Origin of the sequence: Rhodopirellula sp. P2 (assembly GCF_028768465.1) — a bacterium.
In the GTDB taxonomy this organism is placed as follows: Bacteria; Planctomycetota; Planctomycetia; order Pirellulales; family Pirellulaceae; genus Rhodopirellula.
This window is the reverse complement of the sequence record NZ_CP118225.1, coordinates 3534213-3553843: the sequence shown is the minus strand read 5'-3', so window position 1 is coordinate 3553843 and position 19631 is coordinate 3534213. Positions and strand designations below refer to the sequence as shown.

The window sequence follows — 19631 nt, the reverse complement described above, 5'->3', positions numbered from 1 at the left end:
GAAAGTGGAGAGACAGACACAAACAGAAACAACCTATTGGCTGCTCAAATCAAGCAGCTCGCTCTGATTTTACTCGCTCGGAGCCACCGATGTGGACTCGGATGCAGCCTCGGCGACAGGCGTGCGGAAGAATTGCAATTCACGGGGAGTTTTTTCGTTCCCGGCGTCTGAACCGCCTGCCTCCTTCTCTTCGGAGGCATCCACGCGGGTCAATCCAGCCGTCAAGGTCTGGGCTCCGCCCCCTTCGAAGTATTCGATTCGAATGGGATGCAGCCCCGCGTTCATGCGAACCAAGCGACTGACCGTCATCGGCGGATGATTGCCATCGTGATCCAAAAACAGTTTGTCGTGCAGAAAGACGCGGCTGCCATCATCCGAAGTGATTTCGAAGCGATACAAGCCGTCCTCGGGCACCTGGAACATCGCATCGATGATCAACGCGAAATCGTCTCGTTGGTCACCTTGGATCGCTTCCAGATCCAAGGCATCCACTTGCCCAGTCCTTGCGACTTCCATCGTTTCAAACTCGGGCAATTTTTTGAATTCCCCGAGGTACATGCGGTAATCCAGCCCAGGTGGATGATCGTCCCGCTGGATACCTTCCAGGGGTGGCACCGGAACGGTTTGAATCGAAAGCGGCAGTGCCGAGCCCCGTCTGCTCACCAGCAATTCAATTTCCTCCGATTCTCTCAACACCTGATCCAAAGCCAATGTCCACTGAGCTGCATTGCGGACTCGATTCCCGTCAACCGTTTCGATGACGTCGCCCACCAGCGCCCCGGCCGCTTCGGCCGGCGAACCTTCCTCGACCGATGCAACAACCGCGACATCGGCAAGCGGATTGAGCGTCATGCCGACCCAACGATCATGCCTGAGCTCGGGCTCGACGACGCGTCCGATCAACTTGCGAACTCGATCAATCGGGATCGCAAAACTTGCGTTCTGTTCGTCGGGGTTCACCCGCGAAACGATCCCGATGATTTGGCCTTCCATGTTGACCAACGGACCGCCCGAATTGCCCCGATTGCTGGCCGCATCAAATCGCAAGTAGTCGTCTCGTGCGAGCAGGTTGTACTTGGTCGCAATCAAGGCATTGGGCATGTCCAAGTAAGTCTTCTTGGAACTGATGATGCCGGATGTGATCGTGATGCCGCGGCCACCGGGATTGCCGGCCACCACCACCGCCTCGCCGTTGTGCACGTCGTTGCTGCGTCCCAACGGAACGATCGGCAAGCGTCCTTTGACATGAAGCAAGCGGACGATGGCCATGTCCTTTTCAGGCAACCGACCCACCACTTCGAAGCGGCCCGCCATTTTGCCCAGCACGACATAGCCCTTGTCGCTCGACAAGACATGATCGTTGGTCAAAACGTAACCGGAGGAATGAATGATGGTTCCACTGCCCGTGTTGAAGCGGCCGGGCTCTTCCGCCTCCAAGAACAACCCGACCACCGCAGGTTCCACCTTGGCGATGACATCCACCAACGGAGACCAACGTGGAGATCGCGGATCGAGTCGGGTCGGTTCATCGGCTGACAGCGGTTTCGCGAGAATTGGCAATGCCAGCAACACACAAAGAACGATCCAGGTCAGGCGCATCAGTTTTTTCGCAGCGAAGGTCAGAAGCGGGCCAAGCCAACAACCTACTGACGTCAGATCGTATTGACCATGGTTGGGGCGGACGCGGGAGCGAGCGATGACGCAGCATCCCCACAACGGCCACGTCCGGAGCGAAAGACGGCACGACTTCCGTAGGCCGGATGAAGGAGGCTTTGCGACGCACATCCGGCAATGACTCACCTGAAAAGGTCGGCTCATCTGCCGGAGCGGCGCCGAAGCGGCTTGATCCGGCCTACTTCTGACGGCGAAAAGTTGCTCAGCTGGGTGAACCGGCCTCGACCACGGGCAGACCAGGTGACGCGAGGGGCCCCGTGTGCTCCGCTGGTTGGAGGCTCGGAACGGTTTGGCAGCTTGTCTTCTCTGCGACAGGTTGGTCGGAACGCATCGCCTTGCCATAGCTGGAGACAAACTTGGAGGGATCGTCAATCATCTCCGTCGTCATTCGGTGGTGGTGGTAGTGCATCGCGCATTTCAGCACATAGAAGAAATAGATATCCGGGGACGTGAACCTCTTCCGGACCGCCCCCCAGATCTGACGTCGGTAGGTTCGACGCAGGTCAGCATCGGGGATCTTCCACATCAACCGGATGAACATGGCCACAAATCCCGCCGTGAAGATGGCGAACTGCTTGCGACGCTGCCATGGATGCTGCTGGAAGTAGTCCGTGTTCAGAGCACGAAACTCAAATCGGTCTCGCACAAACAGCTGATCCAAGCGATCGAAGTAGACGTCTGGCTCATAGGCGTTTCGCATCGTCTCCAAGTACCCCTGCAGCAATTCGTCACGTGTCATGCCTTTGGGGATGACGTTGGTGCCAAAGTGATGTTCGTCGGCCAAGTCCAACCTTCCCTCTTCCAACAACCGGGCGTGCAAGGGGGTTTTGGGGATGGCATGCAGGAGACCGACCATGGCATGCGCGATCCGGGAATCCTTCAGAAACTTTTGCTGAGTGGCAAAGATCGCGGACGTGTCATTGTCAAAACCAACGATCAATCCACACCACACCTCCAACCCAAAGTCCTGGATCCGGTGGACCTTGTCCAGCATCGTGCCTCCGCGACTGCGGACGTTTTGGTACTTCTTGGTTTCTTTGAGTGACTCCTCGTCAGGGCTTTCCAGTCCGATGAACACGGACTGAATGTTGGCCTCGGCCATCAGCTCCATCAGTTCATCGTCTTCGCACAAATCCAAGGACGCTTCGGTGCTGAACACGATGGGGTAGCCGTGTTTTTGCTGCCACGCTGCGACTTCGCGAAGGACGGGTTTGATCGCAGCTTTGTTGCCAATCAGGTTGTCATCAACGATGAAAACGATGTGCATCCCCTGTCCAAGCAAGCTGTCCAGCTCGGCGGTCACTTGCGACGCCTGTTTGATGCGGGGGCGACGACCAAAGGTGACAATGATGTCGCAGAACTCGCACTGAAACGGACAGCCCCGCGAAATCTGCAGGCTGCCGACCAGGTAGTGTTTGTTTTTCAGAAGATCGTGACGCGGCGTGGGGACGGTCGCCATCTCCGTCTTCTCAGTTTGCTCGTACCGGTGCTGATGCTCGTCATCTTGCCATTCCTTCAGGAACCGAGGCCAAGTGTCTTCGGCTTCGCCTATGAAAATGACATCGGCGCGATCGCCGAAGTAGTCTTCTTCGACCGTCACCCAGGGTCCACCGATGACAACGAAACACCCCCGGTCCTTCAATTCAGAGACGATCGAATCCATCCGAAATCGCTGCACGCTCATGCCCGTGAGCGCGACGATGTCGAAGGTTTCCAATTCTTCAAAATCCAGCGTTTCGACATTCTCATCGAACAAGACGACTTCATGTTCAGGCGGTGTCAGAGCGGCCAACAATGGCAGACTGGCAACTGGCATGTTGGCCTTTTTGCCAAACAGTGGCTGCGAATACTCCAGCCCCCAATAGGAGACTTCAAAGGCAGGGTTGATGATCGCGATCCGTGACATGTTCGCACCTTTGAGTTTCCAAATGAGTGGTCGTCCGGCGCTCATCATACCGCGCACACCCCGCCAGGGGGTCCCGTAGCATCCTTCCGGGATTCCAGGTGCACAGAGTTCCTTCGCAGGCGCCCCCCGTCGCTGGATGACGCCGACCACAACCTGGCAATCCCGTCACCCAAAATGCGCTCGCACGGCAAGCGAGAACGGAGCCTCGTCGTGGAATCGAGCTCCGCACGCCGATTGTTGCGCCCCGATCGCCCCGAGATGGAACCTGGGAAAGGAAGGACGTTCACCGAGCCTTCCTCACGACCACGCCACGACCATGTATCAACACGATTGGATCCTCGATTTGGCTGACCGCTTGTCAGACGGCCCCGACGGTGGGCCGATCACACGGCGGGTCGTGGGAGTGGGCATCGCAGCAGTGGTTTGTCTCCACGGACTGCGATGCTGCCTCGTTCAGCGAGCAACCACGATCAACCTTGCCCACCGAGGGCAAATGTCCCCCATGTTTTGGAAGGAATACAACGGCACGCCCGCGGTCACGTTTGGAGTGCTGCTGATCTGCGTGGGCCTGTTCATTCATTTCCGATGGTACTGGGGCAACCACAAACGACTGCAGTACTACTACGAGATCCCCACCGCGATTTCGATTGTCTGCTTCGTCATTGCGATCGCCGTGCACCTGTGGACGGTTTGGCGGTGGACCTGAGCTTGGTCCGTGTTGCGCGAGGCGAGAGGAGTCCGAGCATCAGAGTCGAACCGTTGTCCTCAACTGTTCCGCCGGGCCGCTCTCAACGGCCAAGCCGCATCGAAACCAAGTCCACTTCCAAACGTTGGCGTCAGGCTGTTCAACAACGCAAGAAGGCCCACGACGGCCCCGTCCGGGGCGACCTGTTGTTCTGTTCGATCCATCTCGGGGCTTCCGCCCCGAGCGAAGGACGGCGGCCCCTTCCGGGGCGATGGTGAGGTGACCGGGATGCGCGACGAGGCGATTGAGCGCAGACACAAAAAAAGCGACCCTCACGGAGTGAAGGTCGCCTGTGCGGATTCGTGTTGAAAAGCCGAGGGGCTCAGACGGCGGACATCGAGGTGCCCATCGTTTGGCCGGGTGCGGGCAGGTTACTGGAACCTTCCAAGAAGATGTCGATGGCACGGGCGGCGCCACGCCCTTCATTGATTGCCCAGACAACCAAGCTTTGGCCGCGGCGGCAGTCACCTGCGGCGAAGACACCGTCGATGTTCGTCGCGTAGTTGCCATGTTCCGCCTGGAAGTTGCTGCGAGCATCGGTTTCGAGACCGATCGCTTCGGCAACGGTTTGCTCTGGTCCCAGGAAGCCCATCGCCAGCAGGATCAACTGGGCCGGCCATTCTTTCTCACTGCCTTCGACTTCGGCCATTTGCCAGCCGCCTTCGTCGTTCTTCGTCCATTCGACGTTGACAGTCTTGATGCCTTTCAGCTTGCCTTCGTCGTCGACCAGGTACTCTTTGCTGAGGATCTGATATTCGCGAGGGTCCTTGCCGAACTTCGCTTCAGCTTCTTCGTGACCGTAATCGACACGGAAGATACGAGGCCATTCTGGCCACGGGTTGTCGTCCGCACGTTCGGCGGGTGGCTGGGGCAGCAACTCGAAGTTGACCATGCTGCGGCAACCGTGACGGAGGCTGGTTCCGATGCAGTCGGTCCCGGTGTCACCGCCACCGATGACAATCACGTCCTTGCCTTCAGCGCTGATGAACTCAGCACCCAGGTTGTCACCATGCACCCGTTGCTTGGTGTTGGAGGTCAGGAAGTCCATCGCAAAATGAACGCCCTTGGCTTCGCGACCGGAGATTGGCAGGTCACGTGGTTTGGTGGCCCCACACGCCAACAGCACGGCGTCGAACTCGCTCTGCAAGTCCTTGGGCGAGATGTCTTTGCCAACATTCACGCCGGTTTTGAAGGTCACGCCTTCCTCCGACATTTTGTCGACGCGGCGCTGGATCGCCTTCTTCGACAATTTCATGTTGGGAATGCCGTACTGCAACAACCCGCCGATGCGATCGGCTCGTTCGTAGACGGTGACCAAGTGGCCGGCTTTGTTCAGTTGGTCCGCGGCGGTCAAACCAGCGGGACCACTGCCGATGACAGCGACCTTTTTGCCCGTTCGTTCTTCGGGCGGTTCCGCAACGATCCAACCTTCTTCCCAAGCACGATCGACAATCGCGTTTTCGATGTTCTTGATCGTCACGGGCGGGTTGGTGATTCCCAACACGCAGGAGCCTTCGCAAGGAGCCGGGCAAACCCGACCGGTGAACTCGGGGAAGTTGTTGGTCTTGTGCAGACGCTCGATCGCTTCTTTCCAGCGATTGTTGTAGACCAGGTCGTTCCACTCGGGGATCAAGTTGTCGATCGGGCAGCCAGTGGCTGACTGACAAAAAGGAACGCCACAGTCCATGCAGCGAGCGCCCTGACGTTGCAGGTGCTCGTTTTTGGGTTCGGTGTAGATTTCGTCGTAATCGTTGATCCGGATGACTGGCAAACGCCAAGCCACTTTTTCGCGATCGTATTCCTTGAATCCAGTGGGCTTGCCCATGGCAGCGTCCTCAATATGGGGTGATGTGTTCGGTGGATGTGGGATGGGGTTTCCGCGGCGATGGCCACGCGTGCCGGGCGAAGCGATTTGCTTCGCCCGATCGTTTTCAATCGCTTCTCAATCAAGCGATGTTTGCCGTCACTCTCAGACGCCGACCGCGTCTTTCTCGGCAGCCATTTCGGCCAGCACGCGTTTGTAGTCCGTGGGCATGACCTTGATGCACTGCGACACAAACGTGTCAAAGTCCGCCAAAGCTTCGGCTGCCAACGCACTCTTGGTGTAGTCGTGGTGCTTTTGGATCATTCCCTTGACGTCCGCCAGCTCCGCTTCCCCTTCGATCTTTTCCAACTCGACGGTGGCCAGGTTGCAATGAAGATTGAAGTCACCCTTGCGGTCCCAGATGTAAGCGATGCCGCCCGACATCCCAGCCGCAAAGTTGCGTCCGGTCTCGCCGAGGCACACGACACGCCCACCGGTCATGTATTCGCAACCGTGGTCCCCCACGCCTTCGACAACGGTGCGTGCACCACTGTTTCGAACGCAGAATCGCTCTGCCGCACGGCCGCTGAAGTAGGCTTCGCCGCTGGTCGCACCGTACAAGCAAACGTTGCCAACGATGATTTCGTTGGCAGCTTCAAACGTGCTTTCGCGAGGCGGGTAGACCAGGATGCGTCCGCCCGACAATCCCTTGCCGACGTAATCGTTTGCGTCACCTTCCAGCTCAATCGTGACACCGTGAGCGAGGAACGCGCCGAGGCTTTGCCCTGCCGAACCGGTCAGATCGATGTGGATGGTGTCGTCGGGCAAGCCGGCTTGTCCGTGCCGCTTGGCGATCTCGTGAGACAAGATCGTTCCGACGGTCCGGTTGATGTTGATGATCGGCGACGTGATCCGAACGGATTCGCCGTTTTCAATCGCTGGCATCGCTTCGGCGACCAACTTGGTCATGTCCAGCGATTTTTCCAAACCGTGATCCTGGCCACGCGTGCAGATCACTTCGACCTTGTCGTGAGGACGCTGCGCGGGACGGAGCACGGAGGTCAGATCCAACCCATCGCTCTTCCAGTGTTTGATCGCGTCATCGGTCGACAACACATCGCTGCGGCCAACCATTTCATCGATCGTGCGGAAACCGAGTCGAGCCATGATGCGGCGAGCTTCCTCGGCAACCAAGAATAAGTAGTTCACAACATGCTCGGGTTTGCCCGAGAACATTTTGCGGAGCTCCGGATCCTGAGTCGCGATCCCCACGGGGCAAGTGTTCAAGTGACACTTCCGCATCATGATGCAACCGAGCGTGATCAGCGGTGCGGTTGAGAAGCCGAACTCTTCGGCACCCAACAACGCGGCGATGACGACGTCGCGTCCCGTTTTCAAGCCACCATCGGTTTGCAAGACCACACGGCTACGCAGGTCGTTGAGCACCAAGACTTGATGCGTTTCAGCAATCCCGAGTTCCCATGGCAATCCAGCGTGCTTGATGCTGGTCAGTGGCGATGCCCCCGTTCCGCCGGTGTCACCGGAGATCAGGATGTGATCGGCATGAGCCTTGGCGACGCCGGATGCAATCACACCCACGCCAACTTCGCTGACCAACTTCACGCTGACACGCGCGGCTGGGTTGCTGTTTTTCAAATCGTGGATCAGCTGCGCCAAATCCTCGATCGAATAAATGTCGTGGTGAGGCGGCGGACTGATCAATCCCACGCCGGGTGTGCTGTAGCGAATGTTGGCGATGTAGTTGTCGACTTTTTTGCCGGGCAACTCGCCACCTTCGCCGGGCTTGGCACCTTGCGAAACCTTGATCTGCAACTCGTCTGCGTTGGTCAAGTATTCAATCGTGACACCAAAGCGTCCCGATGCAATTTGCTTGATCGCGGATCGTTTCGAGTCGCCGTTGGGAAGTGGTTGGAACCGCGTGGGGTCTTCGCCCCCTTCACCCGTGTTGCTCTTGCCACCCAAACGATTCATCGCGATGGCCAGCGTTTCGTGTGATTCCGCACTGATGCTGCCGAGGCTCATGGCACCGGTGCAGAACCGTTTGACGATGTCCTGAGCGGATTGAACTTCGTCCAGTGGCAACGCGGGACCGCCGACGCCTTCTTTGAAGTCCAACAAACCACGCAGCGTGCAACGGGTTCGGTTGTCCTCGTTGATTTCGTGCGAGAACTTCCAGTACGCGTCTTCGTTGTTGTTGCGAGCGGCGATTTGCAACGTGCTGATTGCTTGAGGACTCCAAGCGTGCTTTTCGCCTTCGGCACGCCAGTGGAATTCACCCAGGTTTGGCAACTGAGTCAGACGATCGGATTCTTTGTCCGGGAAGCCCAGCTTGTGACGACGCAGCGTTTCTTCTGCGATGACGTCAAATGTCACCCCTTGAATGCGGCTGGCGGTGCCGACGAAGCAGCGTTTGATGACTTCATCGCGGAGCCCCAAGGCTTCGAAGATCTGAGCCCCCTTGTAACTTTGCAGGGTGCTGATGCCCATCTTGGCCATGACCTTGAGCATGCCCTTGGCAACAGCCTTGCGGTACGCAGCGACGATCTTGTCGTCATCCAATGTGGGCGACATCAGTCCGTCGCGGTGGGCTTGCCACAACGCTTCGAATGCCAGGTACGGGTTGATCGCATCGGCACCGTAACCAATCAGCAAGCAGTGGTGGTGCACTTCGCGAGCTTCACCGGTTTCAACGGCGATGCCCACACGAGTTCGCTTGGCCTTGGCGACCAAGTGGTGGTGGACCGCACCAGTTGCCAACAGCATGCTGACTGGCACACGATCGTGCGACACGTTGCGATCGCTCAGGACCACGATTTGCAACCCTTCGTCGACAGCGGCTTCGGCTTCCGCGCAAATTCGGTCGAGCGTCTTCGTCAGACCAGCCTTGCCGTCGGCGCGATCAAAGGTGGTGTCAATCACGCGGCTATGCCAACGCTCGTGGTCCACGTGCTTGAGAGCCGCGACTTCTTCGTTGGTCAAAATCGGATGATCGATCAACAACCGGTGACAGTGTTCCGGCGTCGCAGCCAGCAAGTTCTGCTCGGGGCCGATGTAGCACTCCAGCGACATGATGACTTCTTCGCGAATCGAATCGATCGCGGGGTTGGTCACCTGAGCGAACAGTTGCTTGAAGTAGTCATAGATCATCCGCGGTTTGTCGGACAAACAGGCCAGTGCGGAGTCATTGCCCATCGAACCGACGGGGTCACGCAATTGCTCCACCAACGGACGCAGCATGAAGTTCATCGTTTCGGCGGTGTAACCGAACGCTTGCATGCGTGGCAGCAAGGTTTCGCCGTCGAACCCGTGGCCCTCGGCTTCGGGGTGCAAGTCAGCCAACCGAATTCGTTGTTGCTTCAGCCATTTGCCATAAGGCTTTTTGCGAGCGAAGTCGGCCTTGAGTTCTTCATCCGGGATCAAACGTCCCGCTTCGAAGTCAATCAAGAACATCTTGCCCGGTTGCAAGCGACCTTTTTCACGAACGATCGAGGGGTCGACCGGCAACACGCCCACTTCGCTGGCCATGATCACGCGGTCGTCGTGCGTGATGTAGTAACGACTGGGACGCAAACCGTTTCGGTCCAGGGTCGCACCGATGCACTTCCCGTCGGTGAAGGCAATCGAAGCGGGTCCGTCCCAAGGCTCCATCATGCAACTGAAGTACTCATAAAACGCACGCTTTTCTTCGGGCATGGTTTCGTGTTTTTGCCACGCTTCGGGAACCATCATCATGATGGCTTCCTGCAACGTGCGGCCGTTCATCAACAAGAACTCAAGCACATTGTCAAAGGTTCCCGAGTCGCTCAAGTGCGGCTCCACCACGGGGAACAACTTCTTCAGATCGTCGCCGTAAACTTCACTGGCCGCCGTGCCTTCGCGAGCACGCATCCAGTTCGCGTTGCCGCGAAGCGTGTTGATTTCGCCGTTGTGGCTCATGAACCGCAGTGGCTGAGCACGGTCCCAACTGGGGAACGTGTTGGTCGAGAAACGGCTGTGGACCATCGCCAAGTGCGTTTCGAAATCTTCGTCACGCAGATCGGGGAAATACGGCATCACCTGGGCAGGCGTGAGCATCCCCTTGTAGATGATGACCTTGGTCGACAACGAACAGACATAGAACATCAACGCTTGTTCGATCTTGGTGCCGCCGCGCAGTTCGTGACTGGCTTGCTTGCGGATCAAGTAGAGCTGACGTTCAAACTCTTCGTTGCTCAGCCCATCGGCCGCGCCGACGAACAACTGTTCAATGCGAGGTTCGCTTTGACGAGCCGTTGGACCGACATCAGCGGCATCGGTTTCTTGCGGCACATCCCGCCAACCGATCAACTTTTGCCCAGTCTCTTCGATGAGACGTGCGATGGTTTCCTTGCAGGTTTCCCGCTCGGCATCATCGGTTGGCAAGAAGATCAAGCCAGCAGCGAATTTGCCTTCTTCGGGCAGTTCCACACCGAGATCAGCCTTGGCAACCTTTTGCAGAAACTTATGCGGCAAGCCACACATGATCCCCGACCCGTCACCGGTGTTCGGCTCGCAACCGCATGCTCCGCGGTGATCCATGTTTTGCAGAATCGTGTCGGCATCGATCACGATTTGATGACTGGGAGCCCCTTTGATATGGGCAACGAAACCAACGCCACACGCGTCCTTTTCGTGCTCAGGGTCGTACAGTCCTTGGGCCGGCGGCAGGTGATACAAAGGTTGCTTGGTCATAAATGAAACAACTTGGGGATGAGGGGATGTGTGGACAGTCAAAGGGCGTTGGAGTCTGGGTCGTGCATCATGCGACGACTGAGACCGCCCGATCTTTGGTTTGGTTTTTCTTCCGGTCCGCCTTGGCGGCTTCGGATTTTGTTCTCAGTTCAGGTTCCATCTCCCGGCCCAAGAGAAGTGATCCCAGTTCAATCGCGGCACGGCTGAGTTTGCCGCTGCGACGAAAGATGATTCCGAGCGGACGGACCATCTGAATTTCGGGACAAGCGACCACTCGCAGGGTTCCGTTGGCCGTTTCGCGGCGGACCGCCGCCTCGGGGACAATCCCTAACCCACGGTTCGCCTGGATCGCACGAACCATCGAATCGGCATTGTCAAATTCCATCTGAGTGACCACCGAGATGCCGGCGCGTTTCAGACATTGGTCAATCGCCTGACGCAGCACCAACCCGCGTTCGAACCCCACCATTTCCATGCCGCTGAGTTCCGAAGCCGAGACTTCCGTTCGCTTGGCAAAAGGGTGGTCTGCGGAACAAACCAGACGCATCGGTTCGGATTGCCAAGGGATCGTTCCCAACGCCTTGGTGGTCCGGGGGAAACTCACCAGCCCGAATTCAACACCGCCATCGAGCACCATCTGCACAACGCGTTGGCTGCTGCCAAATTCCGTTCGGACTTTGACGTCGGGGTGCTGAGTTTCGAAGACCTTGGTGGCCTCGGGCATGTAGCTCAGCCCGACCGAATAAATCGCGCCGACGTTCACGCTGCCAGTCAGTCGTTCGCCGCGGAAGCGAACGCGTTGTTCCAGTTCGTTGTACTGGCGAATCACGTCGCGAACGCCACACAGGTAAATCTCGCCAGCTTCCGTCAAACCCAACGGCCGACTGGAACGATCGATCAGACTGGCCCCAACGGATTCTTCCAACCCGCTGATGGCTTGACTGACCGCGCTTTGTGTCAAACCGCAATCGGCCGCAGCTTTTGAAAAACTGCGGAGATCGGCGACACGACAGAACAATTCAAGCGTACGAAACTGCAACGACAACCTGCTGTATTAAATTTCCTTATGATGACCCCGGCCACTTTCAGCCGGATTGATGACGGAGAATAGCCACGGAAGCAAATTAGGTCAAGCGTTCCGCTGCTGCCGCCGCTTTCTCAGCGTCGACGAAAAAACCCAGCCGCGGTTTGAGACCGCAAATGCCGGGCTTTTTGTGAACAAGGACCCAGCCGAGCTGGATGGCCTGAGGGAAGCTTCCGTCCCGCCGTTTTGACCCGGCGGCCGCTCCTTGACCAGTCAGAAGTGACCAATCCGGAGCGCCATCACCCGGACTACTTATCGGCCCAGTAGTCGATCACGACCACTTTTTCGAGGTGTGGCTTGAGGACTTCCACAAATGCCTTGTGGGCTGGGTGAGGCAGATAGGCTTCGCGGTCGGCTTCGCTTTCGAAAGTCACCAGGAAGCAATGCGTCAGGCCATCGTTGAGTCCTTCGGGCGAGTTGTTCGTCCCGAACTCGAAGCCCGAGATCTCGGGAATTTCGTTTGGCAAGTTTCGGAAGGCGTCCACGACAACCTGCACCTCCGCTGCCGAGCTGGTTTCTTTGAATCCAAACATCACGACATGCCGCAGCAGTTTCTTGGGCGCTTCCTTTTCAGCTCCCGTGGCTGACAACTGCATGATCGCGGCGACAGCCAAACAAAGTCCTAAACCTGACAACAAACGCATGACAATCTCTCGGTGGAGGCGGTAACGGGCGAAAACCCCATTGTCGCGTCTTCGAGGTCGGTCAGCTAGATGACCATCCAAACGACGACAACCCGAGCCAGATTGCCCCTGAGAAACCAGATTGCCCCTGAGAAACCAGATTGGTCCCGAGAACCAGATGGACCCTGAAAAAACGCGCCCCGAGTCGAGCCGTGAACCGCCGCGACCGGCTCAGGCACCGGTGCTTCGCTGCGGATCCACCCGTCGGTTGCAAATTTTTACTTGCCCCCAACATGGGTAAGGCGTACAACGAGTTCGGCATTTGCACGGAAGCATTGACATCACATCCCACGTCTCACGGTGGATTCGTCATGCGTCTCATTCGTTCGCTTCGCAGCCCACACCAGCCGCACGCGTTCACCCTGGTGGAGTTGCTGGTGGTGATCGCCATCATTGGCATCTTGGTCGCCCTGCTATTGCCAGCCGTCCAATCCGCTCGTGAAGCGGCGCGGCGAATGAGTTGTGGCAACAACATGAAACAGATTGGGTTGGGGCTGCACAACTACCACGCCGCGTTCAGCCAGTTGCCCATCCATGGTGTCGGTCCCACGGATGAAAACGACAACACCGCGGCCCGCGGCAGCGCCAATGATGGATCAGGCTTCACACGCATGGAACTGACCTTCTTGGTCGGCCTGCTGCCTTTTGTGGAACAGCAATCCATTTGGTCCATGGTCAGCAACCCCTTGCACGAAGCGGATGGCGACATCTGGCCTCCCTTTGGCCCGCGACCTTGGACGATCCAGTACCCGCCATGGGCGACTGAGATCCCTACCTTCCGCTGCCCAAGTGACCCTGGTTACGGACTGCCTGGACTCGGCCGCACCAACTACGCGGCTTGCTCGGGGGATGGATTTTACGAAGCCGAACATGGTGTGACCGTTTGGAACTCCAGTGCGAACCGCTGGGAGCACAACGAATCGCTGGCGATGCAACGAGCCCGCTGTGGACTTCGCGGCGCCTTCGTGCCTCGCAAGGCAATGCGGTTTCGCGATTTCACCGATGGACTGAGCAACACAATTGCGGTTGGCGAAATCGCGACGGGGCTCGGCGACCGAGACAACCGAACGATTGGGTTCACCAACGCGAAAGGCGGGTTCTTTCAAATTGCGAACAATCCCAAACGATGCTTCGACCTTGGATTCGTTGATCCTGAGCGCCCCAATTTCTGGACCGACGCCGCAAACGTCTATGCCCCCATCTCCCAGCGTGGATTGCGATGGGCCGACTTTCACACGCTTCAATCTCAATTCAACACCATCTTGGGCCCCAATTCAGAACTCTGCCTGGTGGGCCACTCCGATACCTATGGCATTGCTCCGCCGAGCAGCTATCACGTCGGCGGGGTGCATGTTGCGATGTCCGATGGTGCGGTCAAGTTCATCACGGACTCGATCGAGGCGGGCAACTCACGTGTCGCTTGCGTGTACTGCAAAGCCCTTTCAGGGCAAACCAACAGCGTCACGCCGGCGGGATCAGAAAGCCCTTACGGATTGTGGGGAGCACTGGGCACACGTGCGTCTCGCGAGACCATCAACGGCGATTTCTAAGGAAAAGGAACCGTCCGGGAAGAACCTCCTCTGTTAAGCAGGTAGGCAGGTGTCATCGGGTATGTGAGCCGTTGGCGTTAGCCACGGTTTTCACGCGCAACCGGGGCGAACGCCCAAACGGCTCACTAATTTAGACCCAATCATTTTTGCGTACCTGCTTAGCGGCGCGGCGCAAGCCGCCCGGTGCCGCGATGACAGAAGGCCCACGCCCCCGAAAACTTCTGCCTGCCTGCTTAACGAACACGCCGCATGTAAGTCAGGAATTTGCGATCGAGTTCGTCCAACCCCATGCCCATGGAACTCTCAAAGTCCTCGATTCGTTCCCGTGGCGTACGTTCGTCGAGCGGCTTGCACTCGCTGAGCTTTTGCAGGTAAGCCACAAACTCTTTGCGCTGCGTCTTCAACAGAAAATAGGTCAGCGCCCACGACTCTCCATAGGCGTCTTCCGCAGTCGACGCGGAACGGAAACGCGAATCGTCGGACAACAGCGTCACCAGGGAATCCTCGGGTCGCAACGGGAGGTAGCGTCGAAAGCGCCCCAAGTTGACCACGTTGACTCGGCCAATCCCTCGCCATCCCCGAGGGTTGCTGAAGTCGGGCGACTCGAAGAACATCGCCATCCCTTCGCTGACCCACATCGGATTGTCGGCGAACCGAGTTTGCAGACCACAGTTGTAAGCCAACTGATGAGTCGCCTCATGAATGATGGTCGCGATGTTGCGTTCAAGATTGGGCACCCGAAACGTTGTCATCCGGTTGCTTTCCAAGTGGTAGTAACCGATGACGCTTTTCGCCGTGTCACCAATTTCCTGACCGGCGTACTTCAGAAATTCGTCGTGGTTGGCCAACACCAAAGCCACCAGGGGATACCGAGGCTCTTCCAGATCAACGTGCTGGTTTTTCCAGTAAGTGAAGAAGCCTCGGTGCAGTTGCTCAAACAGAACGCCGCAATCTCGGGCGTAGGCTTCGTTGCCCTGATGAAGAATCAAGTAGTTCACCGTTCGGTAAACCTGAAACCCCGCGGGCAATTCCTTCAGCATCCGCCGGGCCATGGCTTCCTGATTGACAGGTGGACCAGCGGGTTGCTCGGTTCGCTTGACAATCTTATCCGGTTGGATCGTCCACAACCGACCGGCATCGCAGCGAGCCAGAACCCCACCGTCAGCAGCCTCCACCAAAATTTCAGCGTCAATCGTTCGCTCGACCTTGGTCGACTCGTCCGCCCCATCTTCAAAGGTAATGACATCCGCGAACGCGAGCGAACCGACGGTACCTCCCCAAACAAATAGCACGGCCCAAGCAACCAGCACGGCTAAGAAGATTGAAACGGTGCGTCTTGCCACAACAAACAAATCCAAGGGGGACGATGATCGGAAGCGAACTTGCAACGAGGAAACCTCGCCTGCGAATCCGCCCCCAAAAATTGGCGACGAGCTGGTCGCTCGTCACCATTGTAGACCATCCAAATCATGTCAACGAATTCGTCGCCTCGCAATTCGCAGTCCGAGACGCTGTCAGCTTGAGAAGCTGCCCGTCAGTCAACCGGGATTGCCGATCTTGGTTTTCGAGCCACCCCGGCAGGCTGCGGGCTATTTCCGGAAGTAATCAGCAAAGTCATCGGCTTCCGATGGCTGCGTTGCTGCTTTGCGGATCGGACGGGAAATCCGACGCACCGATTCAGGCTCGCCACCTTCGAAGGAAGTCTGCCGAACGTTGACACGACGCCGGCTGACGCGGGCCGAATCGTCCTCAAATGGATTCCGCATCTCATCAAACAGCGATCCGGCGCGTTCCTTGGACCCGCGAGTGGGCGACGACTGCGTTGGCACAGGCTTCGGAATCGCTGGCAAACCATTGGCTGACTTACGGATGGTTGTTTTCGGCCCATCTGTCAGAGGGGTGCGTTGCAGTTGCGGTGCGGGCGTTGGAATCGCTTGCACGCTGGGTTGGTGCTGCACGTATGGCGTCACCTCCGTCACCGTCGAATTCGAGGCGTAGGGCCGCGAATGTGAATCGATCACCACGGGTGCTTCGATCACGGTGTGGTGCCCATAGGAATGCATTTCGTGAGCCCCGATTCCTCCCATGGAAGATTCACAGTGACTGCACGTTTGGCATCCTGATTCACAACCACGATGGCGATGAGGACCGCACACCAGATTCGCCCCGACCTCCAAAACTCGTTCCACGCTGCACGCCGCGAGATCCAACGTTTGATAGATCGGGTTGCACTTTTGGACTTGGTGACGCCCCAGGAATCCTCCGCTGTCGGCTTTTCGACAACTCGAACACCCAGCGGTCTCGCATCCGCAGGTCACACCCGAGCCGCAGCTCGGTTCGCTGGCGAAGAAGGGCTCGACACCGCACACCGGTTCCGCGCCACACACCGGCTCCACAGCAGACGAACACTGGGTTTCGCAACCGCAGGACACGCCCATCTGAGCCCGAAGAGCGGGAAACGCCAACGGGGCTTCGCAGCCACAGGCGGGTTCCATTCCGCAGGCGGGTTCACCGCATCCACAGGACTGGGCCGACGCGTGATTCAAACCGACGCAAACGATACCAGCGATCATGGCCCACGCTGCCACGACACGGATGACGACACTCCATCGCCCCTGCTGGGAATGGGGTGCAAGGCACAAATCAGACACGGGTCGATTCTTTGAAAGGGTCCAAGACATCAGCTTCTTTCTCCGTCGAATTTTGGATGACTGACATCGCTTATCGACGAAGCATGATCGTCAGGACCAAAACAATCCGAACGACATGCAAAGCCCCCTCAGGCTGCGCATCTTGCCAAGACGTCAAAGCCTCCCACCCGCCCCGAAACCACCAGCTCAATACCGGGGAACGGAAGAGTCGATCTGCAACGACCACTGGTCAATTCCGCCCGCCAAGTTCTGCACCTTGCCGAACCCCTTGGAACGCAAGAACTCGGTCACCTGCATGCTTCGACCACCGTGATGACACTGCACCACGATGTGGTCCTGCTGATGCTCGTCCAATTCAGACAATCGCTGCTGGATTTCGCTCATCGGCAACAGCTTGGAACCCTCGATGCGAGCGGTTTCATACTCGCTCGCTTCACGGACATCCAGCAACACAAAGTTGTCGCCGCGAGCACGCATCGCGTCCAAATCGGCCACCGTGATTTCGATGGGAAGGGTGGAATCGTTTGACATCAATCAGGGTCCCAGGGAACAAAGCACTCGTCAGAAAGGCGGCATCCAAAACAAACCGCGAATGCCTATTGTGCACGCCACCGCGCCAAAGCGAATGGGTGGGCCGGGACTCAATCCCGAAAGGCGGCACTGGAGGCATCCGCTGGCATCCGCCAATCGCCACGCGGCGACAAACTGACCGAACCAATCTTGGGACCATCTGGAACACAATTGCGTTTGAACTGATTCTGAAAGAATCGCCGCACAAATGTCTTGGCAGTCGCTTCGATCACGTCCTCCGAATGCGGCTCGCGGAACTTGGCTTGCTTCGCCAAGAAACACATTTTCGCGACATCGCAACCACCTCGCACAAAGTGATAGAGAAAGAAATCATGCAGTTCATAGGGGCCGATCGCGGCCTCTGTGTTCTGGCGAATCTCGCCGTCTTCGGTGGGTGGCAACAGCTCCGGTGAAATCGGTGTGTCAGCGATCCGGTGCAACGTCTCATGCAGCGACTCGCGATAGCGGTGATCGGCGGCGTATTGCACCAGGTAGCGAACCAACGTCTTGGGCACGGATGCATTGACGTTGTACATTGACATGTGATCGCCATTGTAAGTGCTCCACCCCAACGCTTGCTCGGACAAGTCGCCGGTACCGAGCACAAACCCGCGACTCATCAACAGCATTGTGCGGATCCGAGCCTGCACATTTTCGAATCGCAAATCGCCGCCGCTGGCATCCACCTTTTGAAGCCGCTGCTGCAGCGCGTCCACCTGGGTGGAGGAATCAATGGCCAGCCCCAACGGCGAATGCCCGATGTCCAAAAACGTTCGCAATGCGAGCGGCCGGATATCGATGCTTTCGGACGCCACTCCCAATCCCTGGACAAGCTGATTCGCACTGTCGTTGGTGTGCTGCGTGGTCCCAAAACCGGGCATGATGATCGCATCGATGAGCTTGCGGTCCCGCTTCAATTGGTCGACTGCCGAGACCGCCACCAACAGCGCCAAGGTGCTATCCAACCCGCCCGAAATGCCAATTGTCAGCGGCAAATCAGCGGGCAACTGCTGCAACCGTTTGACCAATCCCGCCGTTTGGATTGCCAGAATCTCGGCACAACGTTCCTCGCGTTGGGACACCTCATCCGGAACGAACGGATGCGGGTCCACGCGGCGCAACAACCGCTCCGTGCCAGCACCACCAATGGTTGCTGAACCAGTCCCCAACCGCTCCGCCGCCGCTTCGGTTTGCTCCGATTCACGGCCCCCTAAATCGATCGTTCGATAGGGCCGAGGCAACGAGGCCTGAAAGTCATCGAACGAACCAACCACGCGGCGGTCATGGTCAAGCCGCTGCAGATCCACATCGCGTGTCACTGCTGTTTGCACAGGCAAGTCTTCGTCATCGGTGTCACCGATCCTGCGAGACTCCCCTATCAACGCCCCATTCTCGGCGATCAAACAGTGGCCGCCGAAAACCAAATCGCTGGTCGATTCCCCACCTCCCGCCGATGCATACGCGTACGCTGCCATCAAACGCCCGGATTGACTGACCACCAAATCGCGTCGCCACTGGGCTTTGCCAATCAGCTCATTGCTGGCCGACAAATTCACCACCACATTGGCACCCGCCAACGCCGCGTGACTGCTCGGCGGAACCGGCACCCAAAGGTCTTCACAGATCTCAACGGCGAGGGTCGCCGCGCCATCTCGAAACAGCAGATCCGTGCCAAAGGGAACGTCGCTGGAACCGATCCGGACGGTGGGCGGATCCGCTTGAGAGGCGGCACGGAAGTGCCGAGCCTCATAAAATTCGCGATAGTTCGGCAGAAACGTCTTGGGAACCAAACCGTGGAGCTGGCCCCCTCGGACCACCGCGGAAACGTTCATCACACTGGTGCCCACTCGAAGTGGCAACCCAACGATCACCGTGGCCCAGCAAGCGCGGCTGTGAGTCACGATGGATTCCAGTGCGTCCAGGCTTGCGTCCAGCAAGGTGTGGGTCGCGAACAGATCGCCGCAGGTGTAAGCCGACAGCCCGAGTTCCGGAAACAGAATCAGATCCGAGCCCGATTCTCGTTCGGTCGCATCGATGCAGGCAATTGTTTCGGCCGCGTTTGCTGCGGGATCGGCCACCAAAACTTTTGGCGAGACGGCTGAAACCCGGTAAAACCCGTGCTGTCGTCGCTGGGTTGGAAACGTCAGTTCGTTCGAAGCATTCAAAACGCGTGGGGCTCACCAATCCAAGGACACAACAACAAAAACCAGAGCAGCAAGCTGCACCGGCGAAA

At 57.8% G+C, this 19631-nt stretch carries 12 protein-coding genes; 2 read left to right on the top strand and 10 right to left on the bottom strand.

Annotated features, from left to right (window positions below):
* Positions 1–69 precede the first annotated feature (69 nt).
* Both PSR62_RS12605 and PSR62_RS12600 read right to left on the bottom strand, forming a co-directional pair.
* Positions 70–1599, bottom strand: coding sequence for a PA14 domain-containing protein (locus tag PSR62_RS12605; protein ID WP_274408098.1), 1530 nt, complete (start codon positions 1597–1599; stop codon positions 70–72).
* A 277-nt stretch (positions 1600–1876) separates the two neighbouring features.
* Complete coding sequence (locus PSR62_RS12600; protein ID WP_274408097.1) at positions 1877–3580, bottom strand: B12-binding domain-containing radical SAM protein; 1704 nt, start codon at positions 3578–3580, stop codon at positions 1877–1879.
* A 316-nt stretch (positions 3581–3896) separates the two neighbouring features.
* On the opposite strand from PSR62_RS12600, the gene PSR62_RS12595 reads away from it, so the two are divergent.
* Entirely contained in the window at positions 3897–4286 is a 390-nt protein-coding gene (locus tag PSR62_RS12595) for a hypothetical protein (RefSeq protein WP_274408096.1), read from the top strand.
* Between the two features lie 361 nt (positions 4287–4647).
* Here PSR62_RS12595 and PSR62_RS12590 read toward each other — a convergent pair whose 3' ends face one another.
* The 4 genes from PSR62_RS12590 to PSR62_RS12575 all read right to left on the bottom strand — a co-directional run bounded on the left by PSR62_RS12590 (position 4648) and on the right by PSR62_RS12575 (position 12588).
* The gene (locus PSR62_RS12590) at positions 4648–6150 is read right to left on the bottom strand and encodes a glutamate synthase subunit beta (RefSeq protein WP_274408095.1); all 1503 of its coding nucleotides are present in this window, start codon (positions 6148–6150) and stop codon (positions 4648–4650) included.
* A gap of 144 nt (positions 6151–6294) precedes the next feature.
* Positions 6295–10860: a glutamate synthase large subunit gene (gltB, locus tag PSR62_RS12585; RefSeq protein ID WP_274408094.1), complete on the bottom strand. Its 4566-nt coding sequence runs from the start codon at positions 10858–10860 to the stop codon at positions 6295–6297.
* 67 nt (positions 10861–10927) lie between these two features.
* The gene (locus tag PSR62_RS12580; RefSeq protein WP_047813022.1) at positions 10928–11899 is read right to left on the bottom strand and encodes a LysR family transcriptional regulator; all 972 of its coding nucleotides are present in this window, start codon (positions 11897–11899) and stop codon (positions 10928–10930) included.
* Between the two features lie 293 nt (positions 11900–12192).
* Positions 12193–12588 (bottom strand): Dabb family protein, encoded by a 396-nt coding sequence (locus PSR62_RS12575; RefSeq protein ID WP_274408092.1) that lies wholly within the window; start codon positions 12586–12588, stop codon positions 12193–12195.
* Between the two features lie 350 nt (positions 12589–12938).
* Between PSR62_RS12575 and PSR62_RS12570 the strand changes: the two genes are divergently transcribed.
* Positions 12939–14177 (top strand): DUF1559 domain-containing protein, encoded by a 1239-nt coding sequence (locus PSR62_RS12570; protein ID WP_274408091.1) that lies wholly within the window; start codon positions 12939–12941, stop codon positions 14175–14177.
* A gap of 233 nt (positions 14178–14410) precedes the next feature.
* Here PSR62_RS12570 and PSR62_RS12565 read toward each other — a convergent pair whose 3' ends face one another.
* From PSR62_RS12565 to PSR62_RS12550, 4 genes are all read right to left on the bottom strand, one after another.
* Positions 14411–15535, bottom strand: a complete 1125-nt coding sequence (locus PSR62_RS12565; protein WP_274408090.1) for a DUF1570 domain-containing protein — start codon at positions 15533–15535, stop codon at positions 14411–14413.
* Between the two features lie 231 nt (positions 15536–15766).
* A complete protein-coding gene (locus PSR62_RS12560; RefSeq protein ID WP_274408089.1) occupies positions 15767–16828 on the bottom strand; it encodes a crotonobetainyl-CoA--carnitine CoA-transferase in 1062 nt (353 codons plus the stop codon).
* Between the two features lie 186 nt (positions 16829–17014).
* Entirely contained in the window at positions 17015–17359 is a 345-nt protein-coding gene (locus PSR62_RS12555) for a rhodanese-like domain-containing protein (RefSeq protein ID WP_274408088.1), read from the bottom strand.
* Between the two features lie 110 nt (positions 17360–17469).
* The gene (locus tag PSR62_RS12550; protein ID WP_274408086.1) at positions 17470–19563 is read right to left on the bottom strand and encodes an NAD(+) synthase; all 2094 of its coding nucleotides are present in this window, start codon (positions 19561–19563) and stop codon (positions 17470–17472) included.
* Positions 19564–19631 lie beyond the last annotated feature (68 nt).